The organism is Eubacterium maltosivorans (genome assembly GCF_002441855.2).
Classification (GTDB): Bacteria; Bacillota; Clostridia; order Eubacteriales; family Eubacteriaceae; genus Eubacterium; species Eubacterium maltosivorans.
The window spans coordinates 2,935,185-2,947,774 of the sequence record NZ_CP029487.1 but is presented as its reverse complement, the minus strand read 5'-3'; the positions used below and the strand labels follow the sequence as shown (position 1 = coordinate 2,947,774).

The 12,590-nt window shown below is 45.1% G+C and carries 12 protein-coding genes and 1 pseudogene; 11 read left to right on the top strand and 2 right to left on the bottom strand.

The features are described 5' to 3' along the window. Nucleotides 1-4: 4 nt before the first annotated feature. Nucleotides 5-1,522, bottom strand: a complete 1,518-nt coding sequence (locus CPZ25_RS13760; protein ID WP_074616302.1) for a BCCT family transporter — start codon at nt 1,520-1,522, stop codon at nt 5-7. Between the two features lie 332 nt (nt 1,523-1,854). Between CPZ25_RS13760 and mtpB the strand changes: the two genes are divergently transcribed. From mtpB to CPZ25_RS13735, 6 genes and pseudogenes are all read left to right on the top strand, one after another. Next, on the top strand, nt 1,855-3,312 hold the full coding sequence (gene mtpB, locus CPZ25_RS13755; protein WP_058693062.1) for a proline betaine:corrinoid methyltransferase: 1,458 nt from the start codon (nt 1,855-1,857) through the stop codon (nt 3,310-3,312). A 104-nt stretch (nt 3,313-3,416) separates the two neighbouring features. After that, nucleotides 3,417-4,793 (top strand): trimethylamine methyltransferase family protein, encoded by a 1,377-nt coding sequence (locus CPZ25_RS13750; RefSeq protein WP_096918876.1) that lies wholly within the window; start codon nt 3,417-3,419, stop codon nt 4,791-4,793. A 15-nt stretch (nt 4,794-4,808) separates the two neighbouring features. After that, a complete protein-coding gene (locus CPZ25_RS13745; protein ID WP_096918875.1) occupies nt 4,809-5,456 on the top strand; it encodes a cobalamin B12-binding domain-containing protein in 648 nt (215 codons plus the stop codon). After that, a pseudogene (locus CPZ25_RS21190) lies at nt 5,446-5,634 on the top strand (winged helix-turn-helix domain-containing protein); the annotation flags it as partial. The gene CPZ25_RS13745 and the pseudogene CPZ25_RS21190, both read left to right, overlap by 11 nt. Before the next feature lie 9 nt (nt 5,635-5,643). Further along, nucleotides 5,644-6,144: a UTRA domain-containing protein gene (locus CPZ25_RS13740; protein ID WP_058693059.1), complete on the top strand. Its 501-nt coding sequence runs from the start codon at nt 5,644-5,646 to the stop codon at nt 6,142-6,144. A gap of 21 nt (nt 6,145-6,165) precedes the next feature. Next, complete coding sequence (locus tag CPZ25_RS13735) at nt 6,166-6,855, top strand: GntR family transcriptional regulator (protein ID WP_058693058.1); 690 nt, start codon at nt 6,166-6,168, stop codon at nt 6,853-6,855. A gap of 30 nt (nt 6,856-6,885) precedes the next feature. Here CPZ25_RS13735 and CPZ25_RS13730 read toward each other — a convergent pair whose 3' ends face one another. After that, nucleotides 6,886-7,605 carry a TetR/AcrR family transcriptional regulator gene (locus CPZ25_RS13730; protein ID WP_096918874.1) on the bottom strand — a complete coding sequence of 240 codons (720 nt, stop codon included), beginning with the start codon at nt 7,603-7,605 and terminating at the stop codon, nt 6,886-6,888. A gap of 138 nt (nt 7,606-7,743) precedes the next feature. On the opposite strand from CPZ25_RS13730, the gene CPZ25_RS13725 reads away from it, so the two are divergent. The 5 genes from CPZ25_RS13725 to CPZ25_RS13710 all read left to right on the top strand — a co-directional run bounded on the left by CPZ25_RS13725 (nt 7,744) and on the right by CPZ25_RS13710 (nt 12,529). After that, nucleotides 7,744-8,898, top strand: coding sequence for a uroporphyrinogen decarboxylase family protein (locus CPZ25_RS13725; RefSeq protein WP_058693056.1), 1,155 nt, complete (start codon nt 7,744-7,746; stop codon nt 8,896-8,898). 13 nt (nt 8,899-8,911) lie between these two features. Next, nucleotides 8,912-9,043 (top strand): hypothetical protein, encoded by a 132-nt coding sequence (locus tag CPZ25_RS21025; protein WP_263422120.1) that lies wholly within the window; start codon nt 8,912-8,914, stop codon nt 9,041-9,043. 13 nt (nt 9,044-9,056) lie between these two features. Continuing rightward, nucleotides 9,057-9,974 carry a DMT family transporter gene (locus tag CPZ25_RS13720; RefSeq protein WP_096918873.1) on the top strand — a complete coding sequence of 306 codons (918 nt, stop codon included), beginning with the start codon at nt 9,057-9,059 and terminating at the stop codon, nt 9,972-9,974. A 329-nt stretch (nt 9,975-10,303) separates the two neighbouring features. Beyond that, the gene (locus tag CPZ25_RS13715; RefSeq protein WP_096918872.1) at nt 10,304-11,542 is read left to right on the top strand and encodes a tyrosine-type recombinase/integrase; all 1,239 of its coding nucleotides are present in this window, start codon (nt 10,304-10,306) and stop codon (nt 11,540-11,542) included. 192 nt (nt 11,543-11,734) lie between these two features. After that, nucleotides 11,735-12,529, top strand: a complete 795-nt coding sequence (locus CPZ25_RS13710) for a nucleotidyltransferase family protein (protein ID WP_096918871.1) — start codon at nt 11,735-11,737, stop codon at nt 12,527-12,529. Nucleotides 12,530-12,590: the final 61 nt, after the last annotated feature.

The window sequence follows — 12,590 nt, the reverse complement described above, 5'->3', positions numbered from 1 at the left end:
GGCATTACTCATCCAATTCCTCTTTTTTAAGATACTTGAAAAATCCCGCCATCATCAGGCAGATAATAATCAAGAACGGGAAACTGAAAGCAAAGGACAATGACTGCACCGCAGAAAGCCCTCCGGTCACGATAAACATAATAGCAAGCAAGCCCAAGATCACACCCCAGATGACCTTGATTAGCTTCTGAGAATTTTCTCTGCCCCTGGAGCTCATGGTGCTCACGACCTGCACACCCGCATCAGCCGAGGTCAGGAAAAAGACCAGCAGGGACAGCATGACAAGGACAGAAATAACACCGGACAGCGGCAGATTGCTGAGCATCTGAAACACGGAGCTGTTCGTATCCACAGCGCCGTTCTGAATCACGCTGCCAGGATTTGTAAGCTCCATATTAAGGCCGGTGCCGCCCATAATACCAAACCAGATACAGCTCATGATGGTTGGAACACCCAAAATAGCGAGGACAAATTCCCGGATTGTGCGCCCTTTTGAAATCTTGGCAATAAAGCTGCCCACAAAGGGGGTCCAGGTAATCCACCATGCCCAGTAAAAGACAGTCCAGTTACCGATCCAGTTTTCACCCGTATGAGCCGCCACGGTGCCGTTAGCATCGGTGAAAAAGCTCATGGGAATAAATTTAAAAATATAATCGCCGATACTCTCCAGCGTAATATTAAAGATATACAGCGTCGGTCCCACAAGCAGGACAAACAGCATAACGGCAAACACAATGACCGTATTGGTATTGCTGAGAAGCTTCATACCCCGGTCAATGCCTGCTGTCGAGGAAATCACAAACAGAACCGTGCAGATAACAACAATCACCACCGCCAGCAGCGTTCCGCCTGAGATATGGAAAACAAATTCCAGACCGCTCTGAATCTGCAGCGCTCCCAGCCCAAAGGATGTGGCCACGCCAATCAGAATCAAAATAACTGTAAAGGTGTCAATTCCTTTTGAAAACCCGCCTTTCAGCGCCTTATCACCAAGGAATGGGTAGAAGGACGAGCTCACCAGAAGCGGCAGACCCTTTCTGAAATGAAAGTAGGCCATGGGCAGCGCGACCGCTGCATATAATGCCCAGGGATGCACTCCCCAGTGCAGAAAAGTATACTGGAGCGCTTCCACAGCCGCCTCTGGCGTCTGCGGATCGGCAAAGGGCGGCACCATAAAATGGTTCATGGGCTCCGCCACACTCCAGAATACCAGGCCAATGCCCATGCCTGCCGCAAAAATCATCGAAAACCAGCTGATGTTGCTGTACTCAGGTTTTTCATCATCTCCGCCCAGACGTATTTTTCCATATTTGCTGAAAGAGACAAACAAACAGGCGACAATTACAAAGAGCGCAAAGCCAATATAGGCAAACCCCAGTGTGCTCGTAAAGAAATTAAAAATACCAGAAAATATGCTTGCGACCTGTTCGGTAAAAACAATGCTGACAATGGCAAGTAACAAAGTGATACTTCCGGCTACCAAAAAAATTGTTTTATCTACAGACTCAAATATCTTTTTCATAATTGCCTCCATTCTGAGATAAACAACAACGACGATCGAAATGCTTCTGTAAAAAAGCATGCTATTTGTGAAATACATGTCTTTTATAAACGAAGTATAACACGATTTCATTAGAAACGTCAACCAAAAAAATAATTATTTTCTATTTTTTACGATGTTTCTCTAAGGCTTCTATAGAAGAAAACCGCTGTTTTTTACTAAACAACCCACTTTAAACCCTCAAATTTATCAAAATTTTTATATTTTTCTAGTTTTTTGTATTGACAACCTTTCCATATCGTGATATATTGAGCTTGTGAAATACATGTATTTATTAAATTTGGAGGTGTACCATGTACGTTAACAGAAGATTTTATGACAAATATGTTTCTACCAGAGATGTTGAATTATTACACGAATACTCGCTGAGAGTTTTGAAGGAAGTAGGGGTTTCCTTCGACTGTCCAGAAGCACTGGAAATCTTTAAAAAGCACGGCGCTACCGTTGAAGGCAGCATTGTAAAGATCGATGAAGACCTGTTAAACAAGGCGCTCGAAACCGCACCCAAAACCTTTACCGTTTATACCGCTGCCGGCGAAACCAAAATCGGCGAACGCTATAAGCCAAAAACAGTTGGCTGCTACGGACCACCGAAATTCTTATTTGAAGATGACGAATACCGCGTTGCGCAAAAAGACGACATGGTTAAATTCCTGAAATTAATGGATACCAGCGATGTCACTGACTTTGTCAACAACTCCGCATACGATACACCAGATCTGGACAAGACCAAAGAAGATTTCTATCTGCCTCAGGTCGCCATGTGCCTGAAATATTCTCAGAAACCAACCTACGGCAATGTCGCCAACAGCATGAACGTCCGGGGCAAAAGTTTAAAACAGGAAGCCAAGGACATCGCAAAGCTTTATAAAGAATTCTATGACATCTGGGACCGCCCGGTGCTCTTAACCAATACCTGTGCACTGTCGCCACTCGGCTATTCCTATGAAGTTCTTGACAATATCATGGGGCTGGTTGAAGAAGGACAGCCGGTTACCATCATCACCTGCTCTATGACCAACCTGACCGCACCGGCAGCACTTCTCGGTTCTGTTATCCAGAATAACGCGACCATTCTGGCCGGTATCGTTTTAACTCAGCTGATCAACCCTGGAAACCCTGTTATCTACGGTACCGTTTCTACCGCTACCGATATGCGCAGCGTAGCCTGCTCCATCGGTGCGCCGGAAGCCCAGCTCATCCAGATGGCCTCTCTGGCTCTTGGCCGCTACTACCAGCTGCCAGTAAGAACCGGTATTGCCGGTACAGACTCCTTAAAACCAGACTATCAGGCCGGTGTTGAAAGCTTCATGATCCTCATGACCACCTATCTCGGAAAATCCGACTTTGTTCTGAACCATGCCGGTATTCTCCAGGCCTATGCACTGGGAAGCTATGAAAAATTTGTTCTTGACGAAGAAGTCAACCGTATTTTACTGCGCCTCAACAGAGGCATCGACATCTCTGACGTCAAGGCCGAAAAAGTATTTGACGCCATCAAGAAAGCCGGTCCTCTTGGCAATTACCTCTCCGGAAGAACGCCGAAAGAATACCGTCAGGAACATTGGCTGACCAAACTCTTTAACCGCCAGGCCGGCAACCCACAGCCGATCTTCGATGAAATCGGCGATCTCCGCGAGCGCGCCAGCAAAGAAGTAGAAGAACGTGTCGCAAGCTATACATTACCTGACTTAACCAAGACTCAGAAGGATATCCTGAACCGTTATCTGCCTGAAGACGAAAAGTTTTAATTAACCCTCTATATATAGTATTCATTTTTCGGATAAAATCTGGTATCATTAGTGGTATCAGATTTTATTTTGTTACCCGGTTATACTTAAAAGGAAGGTCACCCATGAAATTACGCTATTCATTTTCTGAAAAAGAAGAGTGCCAGCAAATTCATGAATATTCTCTGGATATTTTGGAAAACACAGGTATTGTTGTTCATTCTGAAAAAGCAAGAAGCACCTTTAAAAAAAACGGTGCAAAGGTAGAAGGCAAAAAGGTCTTTCTTCCGCCCAAAATCGTAGAAGACCGTCTTGTCGACGTGCCTTCCTCCTTTACCTTTAACACACCCGGTCACCGTGTAACCGTGGGCGACGGTACTACCTGCACCATGCCGCCCTACGGCGCCACCTATGCAAAGAAGAACAATGTCAGCCATTTGGCGGGACGTGAAGACTTTATCAATTTTACAAAGCTCAACCAGACAAGCAGACTGATGAGCATGGCCTGTCCCTATGTTCTTGAGCCCATGGATGTTCCCATTGATTTCAGAGAAAAATATAAAATGGCCATGTGCCTCAAATATTCCGATAAGCCTGCCTTTTCCATGACCCAGAGCGGCCCGTCGGCACGTGAAAGCATTCGTTTTGCCAGAGAATACTGGGACTCCCAGGACAGCAATCTCCTCATCGGCAATATCAATATCTCCGCACCGCTGATCATGGGAGAGGGCACCGCCGATGTCATTCTGGTACACGGAGAGGAAAATCAGCCCCTGATGGTGGCCTGCGGCAGCGGACTCAGCGGGCTGACCGCACCGCCTCTGCCAACTTCCAACTTCCTGATCAGCAATGCCGCCGTGCTGGCTGGTATTATTCTGGCTCAAATGGTGCGGCCGGGCCTTCCCATTGTCTACGGCTTCCCGCTTTTTGGCGTGAATCCATTTAACGCAGACGCTTCCCCCGGCGAGCCAACCACTGCGCTCTTTACCATGGCCGCAGCAGAAATGGGCCGGTTTTATAAGATTCCTGTCCGGTCCGGCGGTGTCTTTACAGACTCCAAGTACCTGGACTACCAGAGCGGCGCCGAGAGCTTCATGAACCTTTTTTCCTGCCTGTTTTCCGGCATCGACTGCATGATGCATGCCTTTGGCATGGAGGATTCTCTAAACACTGTCAATTATAATAAATATATCCTGGACGAAGCCCTGTACGCTACGGTTAAACATTATTTAAACGGCTTTGAGGTCAACGCTGTAACCCTGATGAAAGACGCCATCAAGGAGACCGGATGCACCGATAACTATATCAACATGAGTAATCTGCGCCTTATCCGAAAGCATTACCATCCCTATCCCTTTAAAAGCACAGACGGAGAGCAGGATATTATCGAAGAAACAAGCGCACTCATTGATGAGCGGCTTGGAAATTATACAGCGCCGCCACTGACCCATGCGCAGAAAAAACGCATCGAAGACTACCTGCCCAAAGCATTTATCGATTAAAAAGGAGGCCCCCCATTGCTAGAATCCATCGTAACCGCCGTTAAAAAACTGGAAGAAAAAAAGGTCATCAAGCTGGTACGCTACGCCGTTAAAGAAGGCGCCTCCCAGATGCAGATCATCGAATCCGTCCAGGCCGGACTGGACGAGGTTGGCAAATACTTTGAAACTGGACGTTACGGCGTCACCGACCTCATGATGGCCGGCATTATTTTTGAGGAAATTCTAAAGCTCGACTGCCTGAAGCTCGAAAAGGAAAATCCCGAAGAGGCTATCGGCACCATTCTTTTATGCACCATCGAATGCGATCTCCACGACATTGGAAAGTCCATTTTCAAAAGCGCGGCCCTCATGTCCGGCTTTAAGGTCATCGACCTGGGCATTGACATCTCGCCGGAAAAAATCGTGGAGGAAACCAAAAAATCCCATCCCGATGTGATTGCCATCAGCTCGATCATGGCAAACGGCGTAAAATATATGAAAGAGACCAACGAGCTCCTGGTAAAGGAAAACCTGAGAGATGAAGTAAAGATCATCCTCGGCGGCCTGTCAACGCACAAGGACGCTGTGGCATACGTAGGCGCCGATGCTTTTACCAAGGATGTTTACGAAGGCGTAAACCTCTGTAAGGAATGGATGGAAGGGGGCGTTTCCCATAAGTTATAAATACGACGAAATCTGCGATAAAATAAAAAATAAAATCAAGCAGCGCATTTATCTGCCCGATACACCGCTGCCGCCGGAGAACACCCTGGCCGAGGAATTTAAAGTCAGCCGGATCACCATCCGCAACGCCCTGCGTAACCTTATCGAGGAGGGCTATGTCTATACCATTCCCGGCAAGGGCAACTATGTGCTGGCCAAAACCAACGATAAGTTTGTCCTCTCCTTAAAGCCTGAAAACATTTTAAAGGAGCCCTACAACCGCGTGGAGCTGCTGGGCTCAGAGATCATCAAACCCACCATCGAGCTGGTTTATCATCTGCGGGTCGCGCCGGACTCCCGCATTGTGCTCATCAACTGGCTTCTGTTCAAGGATGACCTTCCCGTCATCTATGACAACCAGTTTATTCCTTATTTTCCCGGCATTTCTCCCTGGAACGACGATTTTGAGTACAACAGCTTCAGCGAAATCGTCAACCAGCGAAACCATCTTTACATTACCCAGGAACGCATTCACATCGAGGCCGCAGGCTGTGACGCCCAGGCCGCGGAAAAGCTGAATATCCCCGAGGATACGCCCGTCATGCAGATTACCCAAAACCTCATGGATAACGACGACCCTCTGGGTATGCGCAAGCTTTATATAAGGAAGGAGTGCTGTAAGCTGACCGGCATTACCTATCTGCCCTAAAGGCCAAAGCAGGTGACACCAATGAAAGTAAAAATATACGATCAGATCATCAATGATATTATGGACGACATCCATTACGGCAACCTGAAGCCTGGAGAAAAGCTCCCCACCTATGCCGAGCTGGCTAAAAAGTACAGCACCAGCATCGTCACAGTCCGCAAGAGCATCTCCTCCTTAATCAATAAGGGCTACCTGAGCGCTGTGGAGCGGGTAGGGACCTTTGTTCGGGAATGTGAAAAGGAACAGTACCTCATCAGTTTCGCACCACAGGCCAATATTAACGAGGAGATCACCGAGATCAGCGTTGAGGACATAAGCCTCTCTCTCATAAAAATGCGTGAGATCCGGCAGGAAATGAAAGCCGTGGAGCTGCGCCAGATCCTGTATTCCGACACTCTCCCTATCTGTTATATCATTACAGCGCTTCTCTTAAACGGCCGTTATAATCCGGAGAGTATGGCGGATATGACCGAAAAAAACCTTCTGACCATCAACAAAATCCTCGATGGTTTTGAAATCAAAAAAGTCCTCGAGATTACCATGGATACGCCAAACCGCTTTATCCAGAATAAACTGTTAGTGGACAGGGATGACCCGGTATTCTGTTTTACCACCTATTATTACACCATGAAGGACGAACCCGTTGGAAAAAGCGTGCTCTACGCAGCCGGAGAAAACATTGACCTTTATGGGAAATCTTTTGTAAAATAAAACATTATAAAAAAACACAGCTGTAAAATCTCACAGCTGTGTTTTTATTTTCTGCTTTTTCTTCTCAACCGTCACCTTAAAGTATTCACTCACCACAAAATTTAACCCCTCGTTCACTTTACGGGATTTCCGAACATTTTCCAGAACCTGATTTTTATCCGGCACCAAAAAACGGTAACACTCCGTTAAAAACATATCGACAGCGTCCTCATAGGGAATATCAATATTCTTTTGGATAATATCCCTGAAAAACTGAATCTGCATACCTGCCGTCAGAGAAGCGACGGCATCAAAATAGGTTTTATCACAAATCATGGGATTCGTTTCATATCTCAGACCGTCTTTATAACGTTTATGAGTAAAGAAATCCATCCAGCTGATGACCAGCTTTGGAAAGCTGCCGAGTTCAGAAATATCATTGTAAAATCGTATAATTTCAGGGCCGGCATTAATGCACTCAAAATATGCCCGGTATTCTACCATATCAATGAGCAGATCCTCCCCTTTTTCTCCTAACGGCACGAGGATATCCTTAAGCGCAGAAGTGATCGCATCTGCAAATTCCCGAAAAATGCTGATGGCAACCGACTCTTTTCCCTCAAAATAATAGACAAACAAACCAGGATTTGATTCGGCGTCCTCAACAATTTCCTTAATGGTCGTTTCATTGTAACCTTTTGTATAAAAAAACTTCTTCGCGCTGTCGTATAGCGCTGTTTTTGTCTCTGTTCCTTTTTTGTAATTGGCCATAATTCACCTCTGGTTTATTATAGCATGCATTTTTTGTAAAAAAAATAAAAAATAAAAATTACTTGACAAAAATATCAACAGATTATAAACTTATATGCATATAATATTATATGCATATAATAAAAGGGAGAGATTAAAATGATTTATGAAGAACGCATTCAGAATATTAAGAATGCCATGTGCGGGCAAACAGCCGCGCACGTCCCCATACTGGCAGATTTTGAGACAAGCTACGCCTGTGAATACGCAGGACTGGATTTTATGAGGGCCAGCTGGGATTACACCTTAATTATTGAGGCCTATGAAAAGCTGCTTTCAGATTTTGAGATAGATGCCACCTTTGGCCTTGGCTGGATACCACCGCAGAGAAGCTTTCTTTTAGGAAGCCGGACATGGATACAAAACCGGGAAAATGGCATTATGCAGCACCCCGAGGTTATGGCACTGAGCGACACAGAATATCCTGCGCTTATTGCTGACCCCATGGCGTGTATTATCAAAAATATCCTTCCAAAAATGTACAGTGCCATTGGAAAAGACGACCAAAAAGCTATAAGTGCCATTGCCCAGACCCTTCTTTTTGAAAAAAATCAAATGACAAATTTCTATAACCAGCTTTTTACCGTTACGTATGAACATGAGGTTCCAATCTATTACGGCTCCATGTTTTACGCACCTTTTGATCTGATCGGAGATCACCTCAGAGGCCTGACGCAGATTTCGCTTGATATGCGTCGGAGGAAGAAAGAGCTGGAGGCAGCCTGCGAAGCGCTGGCGCCCGTCATGATTGATTATGTTGAAAATACCCTTCCGGCGGATGAAAGCGGCCTGTCCTGCGCCTGTGCTTTTGTGCACCTGCCGCCTATGATCAGCCCTCGGAATTTTGACAAATTCTTCTGGCCTACTTTTAAGAAGGTTTGTGATACCCTGGTAGAAAAGGGGCACTATCTGTACCTCCAGTTTCAGGGAGACTACAGCGATGGCCGGTATTTAGACTATTATGCCGAGCTGCCCAAAGACAAGGTCATCATCGCCATTCAAAATCAGGATTTCACAAAAACCCTCGAAGCTTTTAAAGGAAAAAACATGGTCTCCTGCGCCTATCCACTGGATTATCTGACACATTACCCACTTCAGGAATGTTTGGATAAGGCCAAAGAGCTTATGGATATTGGAATGGCGTATGGGCAATTCTACTTCGGCTTTAATAAAGCGCCTTTCCACATTAGTGAGGCAGAGCCTGAAAAAATGAAAGCGGTGCTGCAATTTGTACGAGAATACGGAAAATATTAGGGGGGAAAATCATATGTATGAAGAAAACCAAAGCATTGAAACGTTTATCAGAGAATATCCTGAGGAATATCAGGCCTTGATCCGGGAAAGCCTGTCGGTCACGGAAAAAGAATTTGAAACATTTATCATCAGCTTAATCATGTAAGGGGGAAATTAAAATGAGTGATACAAGCAAAAGCAATCTGACAAAGGGGATTCTGTACGGGGGCCTTGCCGGAATAATCTGGGGAACACTGAGCATTTTCATCTCACTGCTCAAAAATTTTGGCATGAGTGATATTGCCGTTTCGTCGCTCGGGCCAATGATAATTATCATTTTTTACGGTATTAAAACGCTGGTGAAAAATCCAAAAGCATTTAAAATCTGCTGGAAACACCTGCTTATCGTATTGGTGGGCGGCGGCATCGTCAATGCCCTGACCTACTATTCTTATGCCATGTGCTTAAATTACATGGGCGCCGGTGTTTTCTCGGCTCTCGATTTTTCACATGTCTTTATTCTAATGCTGCTGTCCTCATTTATCTTCAAATATAAGATCACCAAGGGGAAAATTCTTTCCCTCTCCCTGGCGGTTGTGGGGATGGTCATGGTGCTGAATGTCTTTTCACCCGAAGCTTTCATCAGCCCCGTGGGCCTTCTGTGGATTGCGGTGGACTGGTTCTGCAACTGCGCCATTGCCCTGCTGCTCAAGTGGGCACTCAACAATGAAATCGACAACGATGTGCTGATCACCTACTATAACCTGGGCGCTGCCCTGATTTACTGGACTGTGTGCCCACCCTGGGCTGTTGTCGGAGAAATTGCCGCCGCGCAGAACATCGCGCTGCTGGTGGCCACCATTGCCGCCTACGGCATTTTTACTCAGATTTTAACCCAGTACGTCTGGGTCAAGTCCTTCTCGCTGGTGGACCCGGCCATCACCAATATGATGGCTGCCTTCTCGCCCATTACCGCCGCTGTTTTAGGCTATTTTATGTTCGGGCAGGTCATTTCCTGGATTCAGATTCTCGGGATCGCTGTTGTCATCGCCGCAGTCGTGATTCTGAACAAGACCGGGGCGGCCGAAGAACTGTAAATTAACAGAAATTTTTTCTCACAAAAAACACAGCTACCATCATATAGCTGTGTTTTTTATTTTTGTTAAAAATTATAGTCCGAAAATATAAAAAGCTCGTGGAATCCTGTCATTCCACGAACAAAAATGCAACACTCTTTAGATACAAATATTAAATATTGTTTTTATTATATCACTTTTCCCATTAATTATATACATTAATTTTAAAAATGTGCGGCAAAAATATTGTTGTCACAGGAAACCGCCTGTGCGAGTAGCGCTTTTGGAACTATTTAAGTTTTATAATTATTGTATATCTGGTCAAAAAAATGGTATGAGGAGGAATCGTAATGAAAAAACATCGTAAAAATGTATATAAGCGTTCCGATCACCGTTATGAGGGGCGTTATATTACTGGATATAAGGGTATTCATGGAAAAGCGATTTACCGGTCGATCTACGCCGATACTTACCGGGAAGCCGTAGCGCTTTTGGAGGAGGCTGAAAAAAGCGTCTCCGAAAAAGTAGCATTGGAACGTCTGATCCGCAAACAAAAAAGAAAAAACTTACCGGTAGAAAGCCTGGAGCGTATGGCGGAAAGCTATTCGCATAATAAATTTGCCCAGAGCAGCGCAACGCTGAGACAGTGCCTTGTTCAATGGCTGGAAGAATCTAAAAAGCTTACTGTAAAGGCTTCCTCCTACACACGCTATTGCAGCATCGTCTATAAGCATATTCTGCCGCAGCTCGGGGACTGCCCTGTCAATGAAGTGACCCCAAAGACGGTTCAAGATTATATTCATTATCTTAGCAACGACGCAAAAAACCGCAAGGGGCTGGCCCCCGCTACCATAAAAATCCATCTTGTACTGCTGTCGTCCTTTTTTGAAAAGATGATCGAATTAGAGCTGGTTCAGAATAATCCCTGCAAAAATATACATATCCCCCCCAGACAAAAGAAAAAACCCAATTATTTAAAACAAAGTGAGTATCAAAAATTGGAAAAAGTGCTGGAAGATAAGCTTTATGACAAAAGAGCCCGCGCCATCTTACTCGCCTTAAAAACAGGTATCCGCCTGGGCGAGCTGGCAGCCTTGCGCTGGGCCGATATTGATCTGCAGTCAAAAACGATTCATGTCCGTCATTCAATTCAGCGGGTCAAGGCAGAAGCGTCTGAAAAGAACAAAACCGAAGTCGTGTTTGGCCAAACAAAATCCGCCTGTTCTGAAAGAGATATTCCCATGAACGACGGTATTTACAGGCTGTTACACGCATATCAGAAAAGCTTGAAAAAAAGCGGCGTCATCGCTGAAGAAAGCTTTGTGTTCAGTAACCGGCAAGGCTCCTATCTGGACCCGAGAGCCTATCAAAATTATTTTTCGGCGCTTCTGAAAGAAGCTGGAATCCGTTGTGTAAATTTCCATGCTCTACGGCATACCTTTGCCACCATTGCGGCCAGCAAAAATATGCAGATCTCCACATTAAGCAGAATCCTTGGTCACTCGAACCCCAGCATCACCTTGCAGATTTATGTACATGCCATTGATGAGCAGGACCGTATCGAAATGTCGAAAATCGAAAACCTCTGAAAATCTGGTCAAATTCTGGTCAAAAAACAAAAAAATCCCTCTGATTACAGGGTTTTCGCTGGAAAGTTCGTGGAATGACAGGATTCCACGAATAAAAAACGAGCTGCACCCGTATTATCTATGGCAACAGCTAATATTATAAACAAATAAGGTTAAAGAAATATTTAATCGGTTTTGGGCTAAGGAGACAGTATGAAAAACAGCACAACTGAAACGCAGTATCTGCATGAATTGGCCAGTTCGGTGCTGACGGCACATCCGCCAGCCCCGCCGTCCTCAGAGTTAGACTGGGGACGTTTATACCAGGAGGCGGCGCGCCTGTCTATGGTGCCATTCATTTGCTATGGTGTGGAATATTTGAGTGAAAACGATCAACCTGAGCTTCCTGTAATGGCCGAAATACGAAAAAACAAAATTAAAATTGTTCTGGAGGAAGCAAAACAGCAGCGTTTGCTGAAAAAAATCCTCAGCAGCTTTGATGAACAGGGTATAAAGTGCCTTTTAGGCAAAGATCTTTCCTTAAAAAACCTGTATCCTTATCCAGATATACGCTGCTGTGAAAAAATCGAGTTATTCCTAAGAGAAGAAGCATTTTCAGCCGCTCACAATGTGTTGCGGGATTTAGGCGGCTCTCCCGCGGTAATCGATAAAGAGGCTTCTCGCTGCTACCAGTTTGATGAAACCACCCTTATTCTTAAGAAGCTTTTTTATGATAATCCCCTCCAAGCCTCATGCGTGGATAGCCAAAAATACAAAGATTATTCAAACGCTTATGAATGGCGGCCAGAAATCCTTTATAAGCAGCTGGCAGATAAAACAGCGGAGGTAAACCTCTGTCAAAAAAAGATTACCTGGCTGCGCTTCGACCTAAGTGCGCTTCGGCGTTTTTATGGCTTCGACGCTCCTGGAAGCGGTAAGGTTTGGAATAAAAAAGTAAAGCGTTTCTCAAAAAAACAAAAGCCTTTTCAAAGAAACGCGCAATATTAGATCATTATTTACTTATCAAGGGCCATGCCCGATAACTATAAATAAAATAATCCTATACGAG